General features: G+C 50.2%; 22 protein-coding genes and 1 pseudogene. 5 read left to right on the top strand and 18 right to left on the bottom strand.

Translation table 11 applies throughout. The features are described 5' to 3' along the window. Positions 1-53: 53 nt before the first annotated feature. The 6 genes and pseudogenes from O4H49_RS04430 to O4H49_RS04405 form a co-directional block, all read right to left on the bottom strand. Positions 54-2,954, bottom strand: a complete 2,901-nt coding sequence (locus tag O4H49_RS04430; RefSeq protein WP_269422209.1) for a hypothetical protein — start codon at positions 2,952-2,954, stop codon at positions 54-56. A gap of 360 nt (positions 2,955-3,314) precedes the next feature. Next, on the bottom strand, positions 3,315-3,668 hold the full coding sequence (locus tag O4H49_RS04425; RefSeq protein WP_269422208.1) for a hypothetical protein: 354 nt from the start codon (positions 3,666-3,668) through the stop codon (positions 3,315-3,317). Positions 3,669-3,848: 180 nt separating this feature from the next. After that, entirely contained in the window at positions 3,849-4,769 is a 921-nt protein-coding gene (locus tag O4H49_RS04420; RefSeq protein WP_269422207.1) for a hypothetical protein, read from the bottom strand. A 29-nt stretch (positions 4,770-4,798) separates the two neighbouring features. Beyond that, a pseudogene (locus O4H49_RS04415) lies at positions 4,799-5,637 on the bottom strand (IS5 family transposase). Between the two features lie 148 nt (positions 5,638-5,785). Next, a complete protein-coding gene (locus tag O4H49_RS04410; RefSeq protein ID WP_269422206.1) occupies positions 5,786-6,628 on the bottom strand; it encodes a hypothetical protein in 843 nt (280 codons plus the stop codon). Between the two features lie 174 nt (positions 6,629-6,802). Further along, complete coding sequence (locus O4H49_RS04405) at positions 6,803-7,264, bottom strand: hypothetical protein (RefSeq protein WP_269422205.1); 462 nt, start codon at positions 7,262-7,264, stop codon at positions 6,803-6,805. A 345-nt stretch (positions 7,265-7,609) separates the two neighbouring features. Between O4H49_RS04405 and O4H49_RS04400 the strand changes: the two genes are divergently transcribed. Next, on the top strand, positions 7,610-8,218 hold the full coding sequence (locus O4H49_RS04400) for a hypothetical protein (RefSeq protein WP_269422204.1): 609 nt from the start codon (positions 7,610-7,612) through the stop codon (positions 8,216-8,218). Positions 8,219-8,277: 59 nt separating this feature from the next. On the opposite strand, the gene O4H49_RS04395 is transcribed toward O4H49_RS04400, so the two are convergent. The 12 genes from O4H49_RS04395 to O4H49_RS04340 all read right to left on the bottom strand — a co-directional run bounded on the left by O4H49_RS04395 (position 8,278) and on the right by O4H49_RS04340 (position 18,122). After that, entirely contained in the window at positions 8,278-10,041 is a 1,764-nt protein-coding gene (locus O4H49_RS04395) for a hypothetical protein (RefSeq protein WP_269422203.1), read from the bottom strand. Next, entirely contained in the window at positions 10,041-10,619 is a 579-nt protein-coding gene (locus O4H49_RS04390) for a hypothetical protein (RefSeq protein ID WP_269422202.1), read from the bottom strand. Before O4H49_RS04390 ends, O4H49_RS04395 begins: the two co-directional genes overlap by 1 nt. Positions 10,620-10,754: 135 nt before the next feature. Beyond that, positions 10,755-10,964 (bottom strand): hypothetical protein, encoded by a 210-nt coding sequence (locus O4H49_RS04385; RefSeq protein WP_269422201.1) that lies wholly within the window; start codon positions 10,962-10,964, stop codon positions 10,755-10,757. Continuing rightward, the gene (locus O4H49_RS04380; protein ID WP_269422200.1) at positions 10,961-11,383 is read right to left on the bottom strand and encodes a Bbp16 family capsid cement protein; all 423 of its coding nucleotides are present in this window, start codon (positions 11,381-11,383) and stop codon (positions 10,961-10,963) included. Before O4H49_RS04380 ends, O4H49_RS04385 begins: the two co-directional genes overlap by 4 nt. Before the next feature lie 16 nt (positions 11,384-11,399). Then, positions 11,400-12,419 (bottom strand): major capsid protein, encoded by a 1,020-nt coding sequence (locus O4H49_RS04375; protein WP_269422199.1) that lies wholly within the window; start codon positions 12,417-12,419, stop codon positions 11,400-11,402. Between the two features lie 2 nt (positions 12,420-12,421). Continuing rightward, positions 12,422-13,273 carry a hypothetical protein gene (locus tag O4H49_RS04370; RefSeq protein ID WP_269422198.1) on the bottom strand — a complete coding sequence of 284 codons (852 nt, stop codon included), beginning with the start codon at positions 13,271-13,273 and terminating at the stop codon, positions 12,422-12,424. After that, positions 13,270-13,548: a hypothetical protein gene (locus O4H49_RS04365; protein ID WP_269422197.1), complete on the bottom strand. Its 279-nt coding sequence runs from the start codon at positions 13,546-13,548 to the stop codon at positions 13,270-13,272. The genes O4H49_RS04370 and O4H49_RS04365 overlap by 4 nt, the downstream gene beginning before the upstream one ends. Further along, entirely contained in the window at positions 13,541-15,220 is a 1,680-nt protein-coding gene (locus O4H49_RS04360; RefSeq protein ID WP_269422196.1) for a portal protein, read from the bottom strand. Before O4H49_RS04360 ends, O4H49_RS04365 begins: the two co-directional genes overlap by 8 nt. 225 nt (positions 15,221-15,445) lie before the next feature. Beyond that, the gene (locus O4H49_RS04355; protein WP_269422195.1) at positions 15,446-16,420 is read right to left on the bottom strand and encodes a CPBP family intramembrane glutamic endopeptidase; all 975 of its coding nucleotides are present in this window, start codon (positions 16,418-16,420) and stop codon (positions 15,446-15,448) included. Positions 16,421-16,557: 137 nt separating this feature from the next. Continuing rightward, positions 16,558-16,857, bottom strand: a complete 300-nt coding sequence (locus O4H49_RS04350; RefSeq protein ID WP_269422194.1) for a hypothetical protein — start codon at positions 16,855-16,857, stop codon at positions 16,558-16,560. 17 nt (positions 16,858-16,874) lie between these two features. Then, positions 16,875-17,186, bottom strand: a complete 312-nt coding sequence (locus O4H49_RS04345) for a hypothetical protein (protein WP_269422193.1) — start codon at positions 17,184-17,186, stop codon at positions 16,875-16,877. 3 nt (positions 17,187-17,189) lie between these two features. Continuing rightward, the gene (locus O4H49_RS04340) at positions 17,190-18,122 is read right to left on the bottom strand and encodes a hypothetical protein (RefSeq protein ID WP_269422192.1); all 933 of its coding nucleotides are present in this window, start codon (positions 18,120-18,122) and stop codon (positions 17,190-17,192) included. 320 nt (positions 18,123-18,442) lie between these two features. Here O4H49_RS04340 and O4H49_RS04335 point away from each other — a divergent pair, with 320 nt between their 5' ends. The 4 genes from O4H49_RS04335 (at position 18,443) to O4H49_RS04320 (ending at position 22,088) form a co-directional block, all read left to right on the top strand. Beyond that, positions 18,443-19,075, top strand: coding sequence for a hypothetical protein (locus O4H49_RS04335; protein WP_269422191.1), 633 nt, complete (start codon positions 18,443-18,445; stop codon positions 19,073-19,075). Positions 19,076-19,114: 39 nt separating this feature from the next. Beyond that, a complete protein-coding gene (locus tag O4H49_RS04330) occupies positions 19,115-19,681 on the top strand; it encodes a hypothetical protein (RefSeq protein WP_269422190.1) in 567 nt (188 codons plus the stop codon). Between the two features lie 931 nt (positions 19,682-20,612). Continuing rightward, complete coding sequence (locus tag O4H49_RS04325; RefSeq protein ID WP_269422189.1) at positions 20,613-21,107, top strand: DUF4402 domain-containing protein; 495 nt, start codon at positions 20,613-20,615, stop codon at positions 21,105-21,107. A gap of 75 nt (positions 21,108-21,182) precedes the next feature. Continuing rightward, positions 21,183-22,088, top strand: coding sequence for a molecular chaperone (locus O4H49_RS04320; RefSeq protein WP_269422188.1), 906 nt, complete (start codon positions 21,183-21,185; stop codon positions 22,086-22,088). Positions 22,089-22,095 lie beyond the last annotated feature (7 nt).

Below are 22,095 nucleotides of genomic sequence, written 5' to 3'. Positions count from 1 at the left end.
ATTATAAAGTGTGAAAGGGAGAGCAACAATTCATCAGGCTCACTGAACACTTATCATTGCACCTGGTTTCGTTTTTTCTTTTCCCATGCATCAGTCAATGGATATTCAACAATCTCGGCGCTCCCTCCACCAACAACTCCTTCCAAGATTTTTCCTGCAAGCGGATCACCTAATCCTTCAGCAGCTTTCTTGATAATTGGAGTAGCGACCACTAGTTCTCCCATCGTCCCCCCAAGCATATTTGTTACTCCTGCAAAAATGCCATTTCTTTCTGCATCACTCTTAAATTCTTCACTATTTTCAAGCATGATTCTCTGCACACTCTCAGGATCACGAAGGTCTGCACCTGCCTTAAGTAATTTTTCCTTCAGCACTTTCATATATTCTAAAGCCCCAGTAATATTGGCTTCAAGAGCAATTCCAGCTAAGGGTTGTCCCACGAGAGCTCCAGCAGTACTAACCCCCGTTGTAGCCGCAAATTCTACAGTGCTCTCTAAAAGGAATTGCCCAACAACTCCCATCGGATCCATAGTGAATAATTGCCAAAATTCATCCCCAAAATCAACGTCCTCCATTGCTTTTAAAACCGGATTTCTTCTACCTTGGAGTAGCAAATCTTGATATTCAGATGCATCTTTTAGGCTCTTGGTGAATTGTCTTGAATGCTTATCCGCTAACATTCTGTTTACTAGGACAGGGTTTTCTATCACAGCAATTTGCAACTTGAATGCGTCAGGATGAAGAGAGCCATTTTTAACTCTCTTCTTAAGCTCACTTAATCTAGATTCGTATTCCTGTTCTAATGCAGGAAGCTCTTTATCTAATCTTACTTTTCTCTCAACAGCATCAAACGCAGACCACACTTCAAAGCCAAGACCAATATTATTCCTTCCATAACTCAATCCATCACGAAATCGTCCGAAGACGTTGGTCTCATTATAATATTTTTCAAGCTCTATCTCTAACGCTGTAGTTGGTCGCCTATATCCAACAATAGAACTTAACCCAGGAATTTTCTGTTCTTTCGCTAGGTCATCAATAACGGTATATATCTCACCTTGTGAAGGCTCGTAATCAGATCCGTAGTCTTCCTGAATTTTTTCCGCCACCTTTTGTGACCAATCTTGGGCAACGGGATCCTTGTCCCAATCTTTCGGAAGCCGACCATACAGACCTAGCCAGTACCCCTTGACAGCAGAGTTGGCAATATCCTGATTTCGCTTGGAAACGCTCTCTGAATTATCCTCTTGCCCAATCTCGGCCGTCATACTCCCAACGGCATCAATGCTGGACGAAAGGGTTTCCATCCGGGTGCCGCCTTGCTGTTCCCTCTGATATTCAAGGATGTCAACATCGGTGACAGGCTGCCCGCTTTCAGCCAAAACCTCTCTGGCTTCGGCAAGAGTTCCTGCATTGATCGCAAATAGCTCCTTCATACCAGACAGACGCCGTCTCAGGTTGGCAATGGTCGGATCCTGTCCATCCCGGAGTATTCCTTCAAACACATAAGGAAGAATATCTTCCCGCCCTCCAAACTCCTCAACCAGTCCGGCATAGGAAGCAGGATTATCGGGCACAACCAGATGCTCTTCTTCAAACACATCCCGCTTGGCAAAACGTGACAGCGACCCGCTGCGCTCCTTGCCAAGCGCATCCCCGGTCACCTCGCCGTTTTCTTCCATTTCCCTGATAATGGCTTCTTTTTCAAAACCTGTTGCTTTTCGCTGTTCCAGAATTTCAAAATCGGCTACCCGTTCGATGTACCTGATCCGGAAATCGGAAAATTCCTGTTCTTGGTCCTCATCCCGACCGCTCTTCCCGGTTGCCTTTTTCCAGGCATTAAGGGCAAATTTATCATCCAGCCTGAATTCAGCCCCTTTAAGCGGGTCAAGCTCGGTCTCCTGCAGTTCTCTTACCCAGATAATCTGTTCCGGTGTCAGGCTGCTGAAAAATTCTGACAGATCAGCTTCCCGAAACGCTGCCGGGTCTTCCTGGGAAAATCGTAAAATCTCATAGCGGACATACCTGTTTTGTTTTAGAGCATCAGGACTGTTCCGTTGACTTCCAGCAAGAAACCGCTCCATTTCCCGCCGTGTTGTCAGATCACTGTCGAGCGGAATATCAGTAGCGCTTGCTTGTTCTCCCCGTACCAAAAGCTCTTCCCAATCGTTATAGCGCTTGCCCCTGAGTGCCCGTGTTTTTGCCTTGGTTTTTGCCCGATGTTGACTGCCATAAAGCGCCAGCACCTCTTCGCGGTGTGACTGATCTGATATCTCGCCAATCTGCTTTAGCTGTTCCTGAGGCGACAAACCACCAGCGGCCATATCCTCCAGAAACCTGACAGCACCACTGCGCAAGTTACCCTTGTTGACCAGGCTCTGGAAATGCGCTTTGTCCCCAGGCGTCACATAACGATCGATATTGATCTGCGCCTTTGTGCGCGGATCAATCCCGTCCAGCAGGGTTTGCAAGGCAGCATAGTTCCCCTGCCGGGCATAGCTCTCAAAACCTGATTTCAGAACTTTTGTGCGCGCATCAATCGACCGCTTAACGGCAGCGTTATGCCCAAAAGCAGATGACAGTTCATTGATGGCATTATCAATCACGACAATTGCGTCTGTCAGGGTATCGGGATTTTCTGCTACAGCCGCAACGTACTTTTCAACATATTGATCGAGTTTCCCCCTGCTTTGTTCAACCAGCGCCTGCTGATGAAAAGTCGGCACAGCCTGAAGGTCATAGCCGATTTTCTCGTCAAGCTTCCGGTTGAAAACAGATGCCGCAGCCGGGTTATCAAACTTCTGCCGCGCCAGGATCTCCTGCTTTTTTTCACCAAAGGCGCGACCCGCGTCCCGATAGATCTCTTCAGCGGATTTTTCTGTAAAATCAAACTGTTCCCGAAAGCTCTGGAAAAGACCAGAGGTAAACTCAGACAACTCTTCATAGAGATCCACATCGCGCAGCTTTTCCTGCAGATACCCTGACAGTTCGCTGACATCCGATTTCAGGCCTTCAACAAAACTCTCGTCGTCTTCGCTATCTGATACCGCCGATTTATTCGCTGCCCCTTCCTCAGACGACCGCCTGGAGCGATCCGCCAAGGCAGAGGACAGGGAAGAAACCCCTTTGGTAACAGCATCAATATTTTCATCAGGCAGAGTGATCCGAACGCTCGCTGGCGCACGGCTATCAGGAATATTTGGCATTTTGACGACCTTGAGATAAGCGAGCAACAGGGCTCTGGGCAAAAAAACAGGCCCGGCAGTTACGCGCGGGCCTTGGAAACATCATATTTTTCAGCAAGATAATCGAATTTATTTATCCCGTCTGCTGGATTGCATCATCGAATTGGCGACACGCCCGTTCAAAAGCAGTGGCATTTTGGCATGATGCGACGGCCCGGCCAATTTGGCCTGTTCCTGTCTTTGCCATTGCCGCGCCTGTCTTTTTTCTTCCTGCGCGAGTACCAGATTACTTTGCTGTTTTTTATCGCTATCAATGACCTCTTCCGGCTCACCAAGAAACAGCTTCCTGATTTTCATCTGGACCTCTTCGTTTGCCAGATAATCAGACAACAAGGCTCCCCCTTTTGTCACCGCATCAATATTTTCGTCGGGTAAAGAAAAACTCATGCGCGCTGGGGCACGGCTATCGGGAATATTGGGCATCTGGACTACCTTGGATTTGACGCGTTTGGGAAGTTGGCTGAATAGAAAAACCGGACGGCAGAGCTTGGAACAAAAAACAGGCTCGGCAATTCCGCCTGAGCCTTTGAACAGCATCATCTGACAAGAGGTTATGATTTGCTGGTTTCGAACCTGAACCGGGCCAAAGATGCGTTAGGCGAACTAGCGAACTTGAGGGTGCAAAAAGGCATTGCGCGCATAGCCGTTCAACAGTCCGGCGGACCGGCTTTCAACATCACTTTCCGAGGCATCACTCAATCCCTCCTCTCCAGAGGAACTGGGGCCATTTCGTAATTTTGTCTGTTCTATCCCAGATACTAAATTGCGTTGAATGTCAGCGTCACTCCCGAAAATCTCTTCTGGTTCCTTAATTAAAATTGATCCTTTATTATTCTTGTTTCGAAAACTTCTATCCTCCTTTGGATCAGACGGAGCAGATCCACCCTTATCCACTTGAAAATTATCCGACTCCTTATTTTCAACATTATCTATATTTGAATTATGTTTATAGAAATTCGGATCAATGAAAAGAAACTCGTCAGAACCTTTCCTCTCACGGGTTTCAAGTTCACTCTCAGCACTTCTACCGCTCTCATGAAACTCCTTTATTATAGTTGATAATGGTTCTTCAGGATATTCTTCGAATAACGGAGTTGACGATGTCTGGATTACATAATAGCCAGCTGTCCCATAAACACCTGAAACACCGTCATCGACAGCATTGACCGTACCTAGAAGGTTTCGTATGAGTTTATTAAATTTGTTAGATTCAATAGTTGCAGGCAGAGGATGATCAAAATTATCGACAACAGTAATTTTTACTTGATCCATTACTAAATCGCCATTGTGCGAACCAGTAACAATTGAAATATTTGTTTCTCTAACCCCACCAATTGGAAAGGATGAAGTTACATTCTTCTGAGTGACTGGATCAAAATACGAGACGAAAGCAACACCTGGGGGGGTATATCCTGCAACTGCACTTGGGCCACGCACAGAAAAATTCATCCGAAGCGCATGTCTTGAACCATAGTTAAAAACAGCAACCCCTGAACTTTCGATTATACCTTTTACTTTATTCATACCCCCTCCTTAGAGCCTGACTCGAAATTTTATGTTTTATAATAATACCTTGCCAGCCTTCTCGTCATCATTCTGATGGATGATACGAGTACCCATGTTTCAGCGGACGGGATGGATTTTTCCCAGTCCTTTGCCAATCGACGGCAGAGATTGAGCCATGCGAATGTCCGTTCGACCACCCATCGTCGGGGCAGGATTTCAAATCCTTCCGCCCTGTCAGAACGCTTCACGATTTCAACTTTCCAGTCACCGATTTTATCCAGGGCTTTGCGGAGTTTGGGTCCTGCATATCCGACATCGGCAAAAAGATGTCGCAGCCACGGATGGCTTCGGCGAATGGAATTCAAAACATCCGATACCCCGTCCCGATCCTGGATATCAGTGGGGGTGAACGATACTTCCGATCAGCAGCCCCAAGGTATCCGTGACAATATGACGTTTTCTGCCTTTGATTTTCTTTCCTGCATCATAGCCCCGAAGTCCGCCGTTTTCTGTGGTCTTGACGCTTTGGCTGTCAATGATCCCTGCTGTCGGGCTGGGCCTCCCTGCCCTCAAGATCGCGGCTCCACATGACCAGGTGATTGTTGATCGTTTTCAGGAGCTCACAATCCCGCCAGTGGTAGAAATAGCGTTGAACCGTCGAGCGGGGAGGGAAATCTTTCGGCAGCATCCGCCATTGGCAGCCCGTTGTTGCAATATAAAGAATACCATTCATCACCTCACGTAAATCCGTTGTCCGAGGGCGACCCTGAAAGAGGGGCAACGGCATGAAGCCATTTATCAAATCCCATTCCCGATCAGTTAAATCACTTGCATAACGGCAAGGAGGCCGATCATAATCGCGCCGAGTGGTTGCGGTCCAAACCATTGTGATCTCCATTTGTTGTCGCAAACCAATAGAATCACAAGTCACTGTAATCACTCAACTACTTTCGGGCAGGCTCTTAAACCTGCCAAGTGGATTCAGTGATGAGACGCAGTACTGATCAAAAACTATTGTTTCTCAAAAGAGATCATCACAGGTCGTTGGTATAATGCCTTTCAGTCGCCTGCCAGCGTCGGTTCATTTCTTCATGAAACATAGAGAACTCATTCAGCCACTCGATCTCTATTGCCTGAGCCTGCCCTTCAGGTGTCTTTAAATACTCTTCTATTTCCCGATCGAAGTTATCATATACCTTGCGCTCGAATTTCAGATACTTGTCCGCCAGATCACGTGATCCAAAAACATCAATGTAATACATGTAATTGCGAACCTGAATGCCAAGAATACTTTCAATATTTGTTTGAACACCGCTATAGCCTTTTTTACAGACAAAATAATCTATCTGGTTCAGATTATCGATCCCGAGATAAGAATAAACTCTGGCAAACTGCTCAAAAACCGATGGCTGGTCATACCCGCAGAACTTTGCGTGGGCAATGATCTCGTTTTCCATCTTTCTATGGTCGGTGGAATAAAGAATTTCGGGTTCTGTAGAGCGAAAAATTTTCCGAATGCACAAACGCATTTCAAACAGTAAATGCCTGTTTCGGAACGCCTCATCAATATCAGGAAACGGTCCATATTTTTCATAGGAATAATAATCAGAAGTAAAGTCACAGGCGTTTCTAAATCTGCTAAAATTCCAGGAATAGCGATTGATGTGATCATCGGATATTTCGATAACCCTGTCCTGACTGCTGTCAGTTACCTCAAGATCTTCCCGGGAAATCAAGGATACCAGTTCTACAACATTGATGATCTCTCCTGAAACCGAATAGACAGGGGCACGTGTTACCTCTGTGGCATCAGCATTTTTTACAGCCCCCTGCGAGAACAGGTTAAACAAAGCCAACACCAAAAAAGGCAGGATCATTAAAGATCTATACGATTTTAAAACCATTCCCTGCCCGTTTCTCCGTTATCCAGACCTTACCACCACCAGATAAGGCGATCTTGTTACGATCCCTTACGAACCAGATCACTAAACCTGACTCTATCCATGCCGCTATAAAATACCAACAATTTTTCCCTATAGGTTGTTATTCTATTAGCTCAACCCCTTCAGAAAACCTGCCCCTGCACCAAGCGTTCCGCCGATCAGAGCATTTCGTCCGGCGCGTTTATAGGCCTTGGCCTCCTGGTCACCGGCATAGAGGATATTGTTGACTTCCTCGGCCCCCAGCTGTTCCGTCTCTTCAATTAACAAGGCCGGGCTGCCTTCTATCTTCAGGCCCGCCGCCGCAAAATTGGCCCGTTGTTGCCCTGCCAGCCGCTGCGTATTGCGCCGGGAATTCTGTGCATCCAGCGATGCCTGCCAGCGAGCCAGTTTGGCCTGTTTTTTGGCTCTTTTCTGCTCGGCAAATCCCCCATACAGGCTTGATCCGGCCCCGAGAAGACCCGCCGTTGCCGAAAGCCCGCCAATTCCGGCCAGCCCGGCCAACCCGGCAACAGCCCCAACCCCGCCGATAACCTTACTCACGCCATTAAATAACTTCTTGATGAATCCCATTTATCCCTCCGACTGGACTTCGGTGATCAGTGATCTGATGATTTCTGGTTGTGGTTGACTGGCGCGGATACAGATCTGCGCCTTGTCGTTAAAACCGTTGTCCGGATCGATCTCCAGATAACCGGTGTAATGTTCCGCGACTGGCCCAAAGGCGTCGAGCCCTCGCAGAAAACCTCGCGGAAGATATAGATCGGGGTATCCTCCAGCTCCTTGAAAGTCGAACTGGTAAAATTCCCAAACTTAAAAGAGACAAACCGGATTGTTCCACAACCCGATCAGCGGTATCTTGTTGAGCAGAAACAGCAACCGTCCCCTAAATACACTCATCCCTGCCCGAGAAATCAAATGCTCTGGATCGTTAGAAAACTCTCACAGTTTTATGAAATGCATCCTTGGATCTACAGACTATGTTCCTGGTCACTCGCGGCCCTCTTTGCCCTTTGCCTGCTTGTTTACTTCCTGCTCCTGACCCCTGTCAGTGTTTATCAGATGGCAAGCTGGTCAACACCGCCGGAATTTCTGGAATATCGGAAATACTGGCTTTTTTTTCTGTCACTGGGGTTATTGTTTTTCCTGCTTCTTGCCCTGGCGATCACACTTCTGGGACCCTTTTACTTTCAGCACAAATCAGCGGCAGATGCTGCTATCAGGCAATACATACACCGGATCTCGGCCCGAATTAAAAACTCCAAAGTCAAACAGAGAGGGCTTCTGTTCGCGCTGATTACCTGGGTTTTATCCTGGAGTATTTTCACCCTCTGGCTTCTCTCTGGTGCCTATCCACCAAATATGATCGAGATCATCGGTCAGAGTTATGACATCTCTATGGCTGAACATTTCAGCGGTTATATTCACAGTGTGTTTTATCAACTTCTGTTCGCCGGATGTACCTTGGCTTTCAGCCCGTTGTTTCTGGTTTGTTATTTCCGCCTTAAAGTAAAAGGCGCGTGTTGAAGTTTGCCCTCATGATAGAGCTTCATAATCACATCTTCAGGGTTCAGACCCTGGTTATTTTATCCCTCCGACTGGACTTCGGTGATCAGTGATCTTATGGTGGCGGGCAGTGGCTGACTGGCGCGGATATAGATCTGCGCCTTGTCGTTAAAACCGTTGTCCGGATCGATCTCCAGATAACCGGTATAGAGTTCCGGCGACTGGCCAAACGGTGTCGAGCCATCGCGGAAGATATAGTTCTGGGCTTCCTCAGGGTTCTCGCCCGCTTCCAGTGTGCCGGTATTCATCACATCGACACCCATGGAAACCACACGTTTTTTCTTGCCCCGTCCGGTCCCGTTTTGGGTTGCAACAATCGGCGAAAGCGGCTGGATCAGCGAAGCATAGGGCAAGCCCGCCGTGATCTTCACGCCCTTGCGTTTGTTCGGCAGGGTCACCGACCCGTCACCAAGCACAGTGGCCTGGGGCGACACCTTGCCGTCGTGCAGGATATCCAGCGTCTCGCCGACCAGATGGGAAAATCCGGTGATGGTTCCAGCCAACTCGCCGCTATAGGTGCCGCCGCAATCGACAAAAAAGGCATCTTCCTTGACCGCATTGTCGTTGAAAACCGCCTCCATATATTCGATGTGCCGCACGACCGCGCCATTGACCTTGCGCTTGACTGACAGCCACAGCACCTCGCGCTTGGCTTCATAGGTCACGGCAACGGATTCAGCCTCACCCCAGGGATGTTCATCGGTCTTGCCACCCAGCTTGTGCCGGTGAAACGCCACCACTTCCTGCGATTTTTCATAGGTCACCCCGACCAGCTGCCCGTCATCCCGAACCATCCAGATGATGGCGTCAGGATCATTTTCCATATCCATCGCCTTGATGCCTGGCCCGGTGATGTGCTGGGACAAAAAAGTCAGATCCGGCGCGATAAAGCTGTCGCGTTCAAACGAGAAAACAAACTCGTGCAGGCGCTTGCGGTTGCGGCTGAGAAACAGTGCGACCTCGCCTTTCTGGATCGGCGTGATCGCCGCTGAGCCTTCGGTGGTATGGCGGCGGTTGATCACCGAGGTCACGGTCAGCGCTTCACCACCAGAGGCCCCGCTCAGGGTCCTGGTTGCCCCGGATGTGCCCATCATCAACGCCCGGCCCTCCACCATCCACTGGATGTGGTTGACCTGCCCGGCCTTGATCGTCGCCTTGAAACCGTCATCCGCATTGGTCCCCAGCGTCAGGTTTTTCTCATCCGATGTTTTCGAGGTCCAGATGGTCTGCGGCTGATCCGGCGGCGAGGCAAAGATCGAGCGCTGCTGATAAAAAGAACAGCGGCGTGGATAGTTTCCGGCCTTCCACTCCGCCGGTTTGGCGGTAAAGACAATGTCGCTTATGACCCAGTCGTCGTGGTCGTTGCGCTTGAGTTCCTTGGGCGGGTGATCCTTGTGCACGATCCAGAGCGAGTTTTCCGTCTGGGTCACCACCAGCTCAAACAGCTGGGCCTCGGTATAGGGTGTGACGATCTCATAGGGTGCATCATTTTTCTGAATTTGCCCGAAGTCACGATAGAACCGCATGTAAAGATCCCCGACCTCGATGGTATAGGCATCTTCAGTCGAGTATTCAAAGGTGATCAGACGGCATTGTTTATCCGCATGTTTGGCGGTGGCAACAAAGCGCGTGCCCGGCCTGCGGGTCAGACCGCCATGTGGCAATACAATCCAGTTTTCACAGATCGCCAGCCCGGATTGATAGAGCTGGGTGTCCTCGCGACCATGCAGTCTCGGGGTAATCTCGCCGCGGACAAAGCTGGCCTGAAGTGTTCTCTGGGTCATTACTGCCGTGCCTCCAGCCAGCTGGATGGCAGGATCTCGGGGATGCCATCCTCCATCATGTCATTGGCCTTGGCATCGCGCAGATCACTGCGATAAAGCGCCAGTGCCGTCTGCAGTTTGGACTGTGATCCTGTCAGCACCTCAGCCAGACGCACCGCCAGCTGTGTCGCGATCACCCGGCGCAGATCCGGCGGCATGTCAACCGGGTCAAGATTATTGGTGATGTAGCGGTATTTCAGCGGGGCAGGCAGATCACAAAGAATAAAGCGCCCCTCCAGCTGATAGGGAATGGGCAGGCCATCGGCTTCGCCAGATGTTGTGATCGGCAGAACCTGGATATCATCCACTGGCCGACGGTATCGTTTCCTTGTGCCAAAAGCGGCTGCTTCGGCAGATGCTGCCAGCCTCACCCGGCGGATCGCACAGGACCAGGGGTATTCCCGCAAAACTGTCTCGACCGCCCGGGGATAGGCAATCTTGCACTGGCGGGCTTCCTTGCTGTTTTCTTCCAGCGAGACAATCGACTTGTCCCCCAGGATCTGCAGGGCATCCCGACAGATTTCAACCTTGCTGGTCATGGCTTTTCCCGTCCTGATTTCAATTGCAACAGCTCAAAACAAAAGGCTCCACCCCAGGGGGCAGAGCCTTCTTCTAATAAACCGGAAAGGAAAACCCGTTCCCTTTTTCCGGTTAAAAACGCCAATCCAGGCGCTCTAGATTTTTTCCATCCAGCTGGTGGAAAAATGCGCCGCATCCCGCAGCTCGAACACATCGCCGACCTGACGCAGCTGTACTCCGTAATAGCCCAGCTTTATCGCCCGGACCTTTACGACTGCCGCTTCCTTGTCAGGATCAGGGTCAGAGCCCGGAACCGCAGCCAGAACCGGAACCACCGCTTTCGCTTTGGTCTTTACGCTCGTCAACTCTGGACCCCGGCAACAATCGCGGCAGAGATTTTACCCGCGCTCGGGTTTGTTCCCGTGACGGTATAACGCAGACGCATGTAACGTTCGTTCACCCCCTTGGGCAGGATATGGAACGAGGTCTGTTTACCCGCTTTCAGCTCAGCCAGTGGAATGGTCTGGGCCAGAATTTCACGGGCCGAGGAAAACCCGGTGTTGTCATCAACTTCGATCGCAACCTTCAGGCTGGTCAGGTTGTTGAAGTTCTGGGTCACCTGCACATTGATCGGCACCGCTGTGCCATTCCCCGGATCGGACGTCAGCGCCGCAGAGGCCCCGACAACAGTCCCGGTTGTTCCCAGATCAAGGATGTTGGTGGACGCAGCAGTCGCGGTAATCGCCTGCTGGTCGGAAAAGGTAAGCTGCTTACTGTGGATCATAAATTATCCCTCCTTATCAGGCAGACAGAACGCGGGCTTCGGTATTCAGAAGCGCATCGGTTTCACGGATTGGAATACCGCGGAATGTCAGCACTTCCTGACCTTCCAGTTCGGTGGATTTCAGGCGGACAAAGTTGTCGCCGGATCCGGCATTGGTTGCCAGCGCATCCAGGGCTTCAAGCACATCGCGGTTACAATAGATCACCTGGCGACCACCCGCGGCATCGCCGCGACGCATGCGCGATTGCAGTTTGTAATAGGCTTTGCGCATAAAATCATAAAGCGCCACGTTTCCGGCCTGCATTTCCGAAACATCGATGTTCGCCACGCGCGATACATAACGCCAGTCCTTCACCGCCAGACCCAGATGCCAGGTGAACTTCTCTTCCTTGACGTAATAGGGATTGCTGTTTTCATCCAGCACCCGCTGACGGCCCATGTCATCGCGCTGCAGACCAGCCTTTGTACCCTGCGGATAAAGCAGGTGACAGTGACGGTCGCCCCAGGTGACAAACCAGATTGATGTATTGTCCGATCCGGTGCCGCCTGCATCAATCACCTGTTCCCCGGCATCACCACCACCGATGACGTTAAAGCGGGCAGACAGCCCCTTGAACTTTTCCGGTGTGGTCGCCGTATCGTGATAAAACAGGCCCCGCGCGGCTTCCTGGTTCATTGATTCCATGAAGGCCATGGCCTCGTTCAGACGCACACCCGCTTCATTGCGCGACAGGCTCAGCACCCGTTCGTCAATCGTTGCCAGTGCTTCCAGGTAACCCGTGGTGTCGGTGACCTGCTGCTGCTTGGCTTTGGACTGGGTAATGCCCTGATAAAGCGCACCCCAGCTGACAGAAGGCAGCCCGGTACGGATGGTGTGCAGATGCTCGCCCCCCTTGTTGCACTCCATGGCAATAGCGTCATCCAGAATGGGGTTCTGCTGTTTCAGCAGCTCGATGATGGTTGCGGTTGATCCGTTGGGATCGGTCTGTTTGTAGATGTCGATCAGATCGACAAAGGTATTTCCAAGTGTAGCCATTTTCAGCCTTCCTTAGTAGATGATGGGTAGAGAATTTCCGCAGCAGATCTGTTGCGTCGGGTTGCACCGGCTCCGCCGGGACTGCTGTCCTCTACCAGGGAGAGGCCAGCTTTGTGGAAAGCGCGCAGAACCACGGGATCATTCAGAACCCCCGCTTCGTTCAACACGGCTTCCAGTTCAGAACCGCCAAAGGCCCGGAGTGCCCGGTTTGCGGTTCTGACATTCGCATCCAGATTGCCGCCCCATTCCTGGCGCAACGTGCCAAGAGTGTCGTCAATCTGTTGTTTGAGATAACGTTCGCGTTCGACCTGCAGGTTTTCCATCGACTGGCTTTTCGCCTGCAGATCCAGATCAGCCAGTGCCTGTGCCTGTTGTGGTGACAAACCCAGGGCGTGGGACAGCTCGCTGATGGCAGAACGGTACTGCCCCCACTGTTCTTCCGATCCCTCGACTTCCAGATCTTTCGGCAGGTGCAGCTCGTATCCTTCCGGACTTTCCGGCACACCCAGCGCGGCATAAAAAGCATCGACCTCTTCGGGCGAAGCATCCTGTCCCGGCAGGCGGACAAAGCCGTCTGCGTCCTGCTGTGATTTTATCCCCTCTGCTGCAGTGGGGTTTTGTTCTCCTCCGGCAACAGCGGGATTATTCAGATAATGGCTGACCGTTCCCGGCTCCTGGTCCCGTCCTTCTTCTGATCGGGCATAAAAAATCCCGCTCTCTGTCGAGGCGGGTCCGGAAGCATAATCCCCATCTCTTTGATGTGGGAAAGACTGGGGTTTATCATGGGGATGGCCGGGTGGTGCACTACCTGAACCCGTGGTTTCAGCAGAAGCAGAGACGTCATATTCACTCATTCCTGTTGATCTTCCTCTTGTGCAAGATAAGCCGCCTTGGCCAGTTCAGCCCGAAGATCGGCGCTGATCGAGGCCTTGCGCAAAATGTCAAAGGCAATGGCCCGTTTGCCATCGTTAAACACCGACGGTCCCCCTGGGGGCGTGGCTTCAAAAGCCGCCGCCTGATCAAGGATATCTGCCAGAACCAGCTGGCCGTCCAATGTGGCAAAAAGCCGGGCGTAGGCGTCCACCAGCTCATGCTGTTTTTTCAGGGAAAAATTCCAACCCTTAAGCAACCGGACCTCCTTCAGCTGCAGCCGCTTCCAGTGCAGCGGGATCAATACCCGCGGCCCCCAGCGCCTCCATCATCGGCAGGGCCTTGCCCGCCATATCAAGGCTTTGCGCCTGCTGTGCAGCCATGTCCTGTTGCTGTTCTGCCTGTTGACGGGCCTGGCGGCGGGCCTCAACCAGCTCAATCGGGTTGAGCAGATCCGCAGGCATGCCGTTGATATCCGCCCGCGCCCGGATAATCCGGTCGTGGTCAAAATTGTCCATGATACTTGGATCGAACTGGGCCTGCTGGGCCGCGGTCTCCAGCGTACGCTGGATACCTGCGTCTTCTGCCGCCCGGCGCAATTTGGCCATGGGGCTGGTGAATTTCAGCGACAACTTGCGCCCCTGCAGGATCTCCGGGCGTGGCGGCAAATCGATAATGCCATCCGCTGCCTGTCGTTCCAGTATCGCGTTTTCGCGCATGACGATGGAGGCCAGCATTTCTTCCTGCTTGGCAAAAGGCGGCCCGATCAGCTCGCTCTTTTCCTGTGCCCGCAAGGCCGCCTCATAGGCCGTCATATCCGGCTTGTTGACCAGAATTTGCCAGAGATCGACATAAAAATTGGCCCCGATATCTGCCTGTTTCTTGGCGATCAACTGCTCGCCGATATCCGGACGAACGCCGGTGGCAATCGGCTGGATTTTCAGGCGCCCGTCTTCGGTAATCAGATCCGGGTTGATTGCCCCGGCACTCAGGTTCAGACGCCGCTTGAGCTTTTGCACCGTGGCAAAAGCAGGCGATACCGCCTGTTCTGCTGCCGCAATCGTGGTCTTGTTCATGATGTTGAGCTGCTTGATATCCGGCAGCGCCATCATCCCCGGCCCCCAGCCATAGGCATGGCCGTCGCTCTCGACAAAAGACGAGGCATGGATCGGAAACTCGTAATAGCCCGACTGCCTCAGCACATGGTTCTGACCTTTAAGCACATGCACCGACGGCCAGGGCAACTGCGTTGCCACCCCATCGGCCAGCGAGGTATCAATGGCATGGATGATCTCGAATTTCTGTTCCAGAATATCCGGCTTGTCCATACGGACCTTGAGAAAGTCCGGCAGGTTTTCCTCGCCGAATTCCTGGATCATCTGCCGCAGGGTCAGCTTGTACACCCGATAGAAAGTATCAATCTGTCCCCAGGCCGTGGTGGCCAGAAAACACTCGATCATCGGGATCATGCGATAGCGGATCGGTGGCAGGTCCATACCACCGGGACCGCGCCCCAGTACTTCCTCGGTCATCATCACCTGATTGCCGTAACAGCCAAGCGAGCGGAACATGCGCTGGGTATTGGCAACAAATCCCGACTGCGCCATATAGCGCACGGCAAACAGCTTCTTGGTCTGTGCTTCGGCCCAGACCTGCACCTCGTCGTTTTGCTTGAGCTCGTCATCCATCGGCTCCAGCCCGTGCCAGATCGACCCGCGCGGGATCAGCAGGCTTTCAATCGCCGCCGCAAAGCGTGCCAGATCCTGCAAGGGACGCGAGCTGTACATCTTTGACATATCGCCGACAGAACCTTCAAGGATCGACCCGAAGGGATCAAGCCGCTCGGCGGTTTCCTTCCAGATCTTCTCGAATTTCTGCCGCTCCTGCTGCAATGCGCTCTGGCGGTTGATCACCTTTTCAGCCAGTTCCATAAGCTCTCCAGTCTGTCTCTTGTGTCACAGAGACCGGGTTCAAAATACGGACAACAAAAAACCCTCCCAAAACCGGTAAAGGTAAAGTTGGGAGGGTTTAAAACAATCTTCGGAACCACCTTGCGGCAGACCCATTTATCCAAGGACGAATATAGCCCCTGTCAAAAGAGCAAACAAAGTATCACGAAAATATTTTTCTCGATTTTTTGATATATATCGGCGCTTTCATTCTCCGGCTGACGGAACAGCTTCCACAGAACCTCTGTACCCGCTGGAGATATTTTTTCTGTAGAACATCATCGCCAGATAATAGAGCCCCGCCGCCACAAAAATATCCTGAACTGCAGAAATAATATCTGGTTTAAAATCGATGACAAAAGACCCGATACCCATGTACATATCCGGACTTAGCCGCGTATCTACGAATAAAACCGACCAGTTCCAGCCAATATGCAGCGCAATGGAATATTCCAGTCGCCCGGTTTTTAATGCCAGAAAAGTAAAAAGAACCGAACTCATCGCATAGCTGAATAACGCATACCAGCCAAAAACCTCAACCGGCGGATTGGACAGATGCATGGCGAAAAACAGTCCTGCGATAATCAGGAGAATAAGCCACCAGCGCCGGGTAAAGCGCCCGACAAGCTGCAACAGATAGCCGCGAAAAAACAGCTCCTCTGTCATGGCCTGTAGCGCAACAATCGGAATCATGACAACAACGACACCCCATCCCCAACCAGAATGGGGTTCATAGGAATATTGGACCTCGTCAAGCCATCCAAAAACGAGGACACCAGATATGGCAATCACCAACGTCGTCAGGGCGAGCCCCCATATCGTCCCCCAACGCACTGTATCCCCCGGAGCGATGATATCGGAAACCTTCAAACGAAACATCTTGAGTGCAACAAAAATACCGGGGAAGATCACTGCAACCGAAAGAAAATACGTCAACGTCCTCCGGATCACAGCATCCCGGTCATAATCCTCTACTTTTATCAAAAGTTCTGGTGTTTGAAGTAAAGCCGGATTATCCAAAATCTCGGGATTTGACAGGAAATATCCCGCCACCACAAGCACTACAAGAATTCCGGAAATCAGGATCAGGGGGATCACACTGGCAAACCAGACCCAAAAACCTTTTTCCCTGTCGTCAAAGGCAGATAAAAGCCTGTTGGTGTTTTCTTGGATGCTGAGCATATTCCCCCCGGAAGTCACTGTAAGCGATAAATACAACCCGTTTCAGTAGCACTTTTCGAGGTTCTAATGGAAGGTACTTTCTACAATTGCGAGAAATCTAATTTTGTTTTTCGCCGAATTTTAAAATTACTTCGCCATTAAACCCCATCCCCGCGTTCATACAGGGCCCGACGCACATTCAATACCCCCATGCCACGTAATTTCTGTACTGGCGAAGGCGCGAGCGAGACATAGGGCGAAAGCACCTTTTGTTCTTCAAGCGGACGATATTGTGGATAAAGTACCGCTTCCGGCCTTCTTTGCCTCGCGGTAAAAGGCCCCATACTAATTCCGCCACCACTGTTTTTTACAGGTTCCGGGTTGGACAGAGATTTGCGAACAAACTCTCCCCGCTCCCGGGAAGACTCCTCACCAGAGGAAATAGCCAAAAAACTCATTGATCAGACCTTTCCACTCAACTGTCGCCACGTTCGTACAATGCCCGGCGGACATTCAGCAGCCCCATACCGCGCAAGCGCTGCACAGGCGACGCCGCTAATGACACATAGGGGGAAAGCGCTTTCTTTTCCTCAACAGGGCGATACTGGGGGTAGAGTATCTGCTCAGGCCTCTGCTCAATCCGCCTCACCGATGCAAGTGAGTTTGCCCGCTCCCTGTTTTGAACAGGGTTTTGCGTCGGACCATTTCTGGATGCAGAAAGGCTGTTATTCCGCTCCCGCCACTCTCCCTGAAGCGAATGCCCCTTGTAACTGTTCGTCAAACTCACCTTCTACCCCCTCCCATAAGCTGCACGCCGCCTGTTCAACGCCGTAAGTACCGGCGCCCTGCGAACCGGCGTTGCTCCGAAAGAAACCCCTTGCCCAGCGGGCAGATTTTCATCCTCCACCGTGTAGGGGTAAAGAATATCCTCGGGACGTTTCGCAATTGACCGGGTTGAAGAACTATTGTCACTTGACCGTTCTGGAGTAATCGACATTTCATCCAAAGCATCGGACATGCTTTGAATATCTACGAAATCTTTGGAGCGATATCCTGCAAGGCCTGCAGCAGCCACGGCTGCTTTAGCAGCGATCCCAGCAGGTGTGGACATCCCAAACCCCATGAATCTTGGACTTGGAAGGCTCGCTACAAAATCAGGAACATTAAAGCGCTTTTCTGTGGCCAGGTTACCGTAGGTATCATACGTCAGTTTGCCGCTCACGCCAGGCAACAAGCTAGACAGGAAATTGTGAAACCCGGATCGTATCGGATGATTATACGCTGCAATTGACTGAGCCCGAACATTCCGCGCCGCGACAGCTTTGTTGTATTCCGGCGTTCCCGGTTTGTGTTTGGGAGAGATCATCTTGGACAGCGCTCTTTGATCTTCAACATCCAATGGTTCATTCAATGCATTGCTGTACCGCCCCAACCTATTTGCCCGGTTGTATCTTTCCGTCCATTCGCCCCAGGTTCCTGTATAGTTGGAAGGCGGTGAAGGCGTTGGATTAAAACCGGGTTTTCTATGTTTCTCGCGCATAGCCCTTATCTGCTCATCACTAACAGATGACGCCTGCTTGCTCGCCGTTCCCCATGTACCATTCCCGGCTTTGCTCATTCGGTCTTCTGGTCTGTTATCCCCCGGTGATTTATCCTCATTTCCCGGGTTTGAGCCTCCATCACCCGACCAGCCACCTGAACCGTCATAAGCTCCCTTTGCCACTACTCAATCTCCTAACGACCAAACTGTTAATAATATTTTTGCCCAATGAAACAAAAAAGCCACGCAACTGCGTGACCTGAAAAACACGATGAACCTGATGGCATCCCCAGTGACACCGAAAGTCACAATGGTCCGGGAACGAGTTTATCGGTGTTCAAAATGAAATAAAAAGTATCTTGCCCACACTCGGAAACGTTATTTTAAAAAGACATTACAGCCTCTGATTGACATTACGGTCAGATATTGCCATCGTCACCTCGTCTAACTATCTCCATTTCTTCATGTATTGCCCCCAACAGACATTTTATCAGAGTATTTTCATGCGCTTGTTCCTTGCACCACTTCTCCTCACCGTATTTCTAACCGCGTGTCAGACCCTGTCTGATGCTGATCGATCCTCGCTGGCTCAACTGAGGAATTCGGTCCCTACAACTTCCTATAATCAGGCTGAAAAACTCAAAGACGACGCGTTTATCCAGAAAATTGAAAACAAAACCTTCACGCATCTCCCCTCACGTACTCTGAAACAGTTACAGCAGACAGCTGTTGCTTTCGATCCACCTGGCAAGGCTATTTATTATCAGACATGCCTTGATGAAATTCATTCATCTGAAGACAGAAACGGTATCGCCGATACTTTTGAAAACGTACTGCGTAATCCACGTTTGCCAGCAGACCGGAAGAGCTTCACCAGAAAGGTTATGAATCGTATCATTAATTATACGCCAGAAGAAATTGAAACAACTTGTCGTTGCCATGCGGAGAACAGCTGGAACTTCACCTCTACTGATAAACGTCCTGTGTTTGATAAAATTGTTAACGGTATTGACACAACACCTGAAGAACTAAGCAACATTCTCAAAAAAACAGACGAAGAAAAAGCAAGTACTCTGGGCATGGTGTGTAACATCCGGGCATTAGGACTTTACGAAGAAATGCTTTCATTGCGATAGATGACGATTACAGTCGCCCTTTTTTACACCAGGTTTAGAATGAAGCTGGCTATTATAATAATCACACTTGCATTTCTTTCATTCTCTTCTCTTCCAGTAAAAGCGAATGAAAGAAATGCCACAGGTTTGGCTCTAACTTTTGAGCAAGAACAGAGATTTACAACGGCAATATCAGATCTTCATGATAATCCGACCGGATCTATCGAACTTGAATCAAAGATCAGGAGCGGTATTTTCTTGGCCCACTTCCCAGTTGTTACAGACGCCTTAACAACTCTTGCAGAGCTATTGAAGACACCAGGAAAAACGGTCCTTTATCACAGTTGCATTTCAGATTTTATTCTCTTCAAAAGCCGAGATAGAATCACGAACTCTGAGCCGCAGGTCGTTCTGCCCCGTCTGGTACAAGTCGAAATTTGTGGCTGCGTGGCCGAAAGTGTGTGGGAACACTACAGCCAAGAACAACAGGAATTATTTACGCTTATCTCGAACGGTACCCCACTCGAAGATAACAATATCGAATATCTACTAACAGGCCATAATCTTTTCCAACCACAACTTAATCAACACGTTAGATACTGTACGGCTTTAACAAAAGCCTCCTAAGACAGCTCGGTTATCTCTAGAAAACTTGAATAAATTCCTTTTATTTAGATGGCGACTGCCACAACATGTTTTGTTTTCTCCCTATCCAAAAAGAAATTTTAAAATGATAATTATAGTCAGGACTCACCTGCTCACGGAATGATCACTTAAAAAATCACTGTTTCGGTAACAAAATAATATTTTATCTATTTTTTTTAATACAAAGAGTATTAACCCATCTTTTTACACTCTAAAGCTATCCAGTCACATTCAAGGGGTTATCTATCCTCATTTCCCGGGTTTGAGCCTCCATCACCCGACCAGCCACCTGAACCGTCATAAGCTCCCTTTGCCACTACTCAATCTCCTAACGACCAAACTGTTAATAATATTTTTGCCCAATGAAACAAAAAAGCCACGCAACTGCGTGACCTGAAAAACACGATGAACCTGATGGCATCCCCAGTGACACCGAAAGTCACAATGGTCCGGGAACGAGTTTATCAGGATTGAAAACGAAATAAAAAGTATCTCGCTGAACAGCGGGATAAAAATTCAGTCCGGGAAATTCCTGACAGCGCCGCCTTCTCATCTGATATCCTGTTCAAAGTAATCTTGAAGAGGGTCTCCGGAGGGATGGCACCCCGGCCTTCCGGCCAAACAAACATATATTTCAAAAAAAACCTCCTGTTCGGAAAATAGTTACTCACAATTCGCTCCCAGGGTAACAAGAGTATTTTACGACCAGAAAAACAATCAAGAGTATAGATCAAACACGCATAAGGCGCAAAAAACACTAATGCACACCACTTTACAGTATAAAAAAGTCGATTCTCAATAAAAATCACAATTAACCAAGAATTAATTGAATCAATATAAAAATTCATCCTCGTCAATAGCGCTATTACATAATATTCATTTCGTATACAAATCAACTGCAAGGAACTGTACATTGAAGAAATCACTAAAATACATTGCCTATGGTGTTATTACTATGACCGGAGCTGTAGCTTCATCAGGATCAATGGCTGCAGATGGAACAGGTAATGCCTCTGCACAGATCCAGCAGGCCATCTCGATCACCGAGAATACTGCTATGGATTTCGGGAATACCGCCGTTGATGCCTCCGGGGGAACTGTAACCATTTCCACTGCTGGTGCTGTCTCTGGCCCAGCTGGCTATACCTTCTCCGGCTCCCCTGCTGCAGGTGCCTTTACCGCCTCAGGTGATGCAAGTACAGCTGTCACCATCAGCTTTACCAACGGTTCTCTGACAGGTCCGGGTGCAGCCATGACCTTGAACAACTTTACCCACGATGCCGGTGGCACACCGACCACAGACGGTTCAGGCGATCTTGCCTTCAACGTCGGTGCAGATCTGGTTGTCAATGCTACACAGGCTTCTGGCGCTTATGCCGGGACTTACACAGTAACAGTGAATTACTAAATCAAATCCTCGATGGCGGCTCCTTTACGGGGCCGCTACCGATTTTACAGACGATCTCTTCCGGGGGGAAGTACATTGGAAAACAAGCTTGAAACCATCGCAGCAGTTCACAACAATTCAGAATCATTACAAAAGAAACACTGCAGCAGGAACAAACTCAAAGTAAATCTCTGTTTTTTACTTTCCCTCTCTTTCTCGTTACTCGTTTCTTCGCTTTTTTACCACACAGAAGCCCAGGCTGCCGGCGGTCTGGTGGTCACCCCACAGCTGGTTGAGCTCGACAGTCGCAACCGCAGCACAGCATTGACCCTGGCCAACCGTGGAGACAAACCCGAAACCTATCGTATCTCAGTCATCAACTATCGTATGGATGACCAGGGTAACCTCTATCCCACCGGCACGCCTGCTGCTGACGAAGGCTTTGCCGAAGGTCTCTTCCGCTACGCCCCGCGTCAGGTCACTCTGGAACCGGGCAAGCCCCAGACTGTGCGCATTCTCTATCGCCGCCCGGCGACATTGGCCGAAGGAGAATACCGTTCCCATCTCCTGTTCCAACAGGTACCGGAAGCCCTGCCTCAAGCAGCAAGCTCTTCAACACAGGCCGGACTTTCTGTCGAGATCAAGACCATCTTCGGCATCACCATTCCCGTTCTGGTTCGTCATGGTCAGCTGGAATCCCATGGACAGCTGACCAACATTCAGTCCTCACAACACAATGGCGAGAAAAATATCAGCCTGCGCATCGCCCGTTCCGGCAAACAGTCCCTGCGGGGAGACCTCGTTGCTCTGGCAGGTGGTGAAGAAGTCGGACGTCTGAACAACGTGGCTGTATACCTGTCCACACCTTACCGCGATGTGGTCATGCCACTGATACAGGATAAACTCTCCACCACCTCAGGCCAGGATATCCTGATCGAATACCGCCCGCGTGGCGACAACAAGGCCCCTGTCATTGCCACAGGTAAGGCGATAATAAACTAGGAACCGA

The organism is Kiloniella laminariae (assembly GCF_027214005.1).
Classification (GTDB): domain Bacteria; phylum Pseudomonadota; class Alphaproteobacteria; order Kiloniellales; family Kiloniellaceae; genus Kiloniella; species Kiloniella laminariae_A.
Note: the sequence above shows the minus strand (reverse complement) of the source record. Positions and strands in the feature narration are given on the sequence as shown.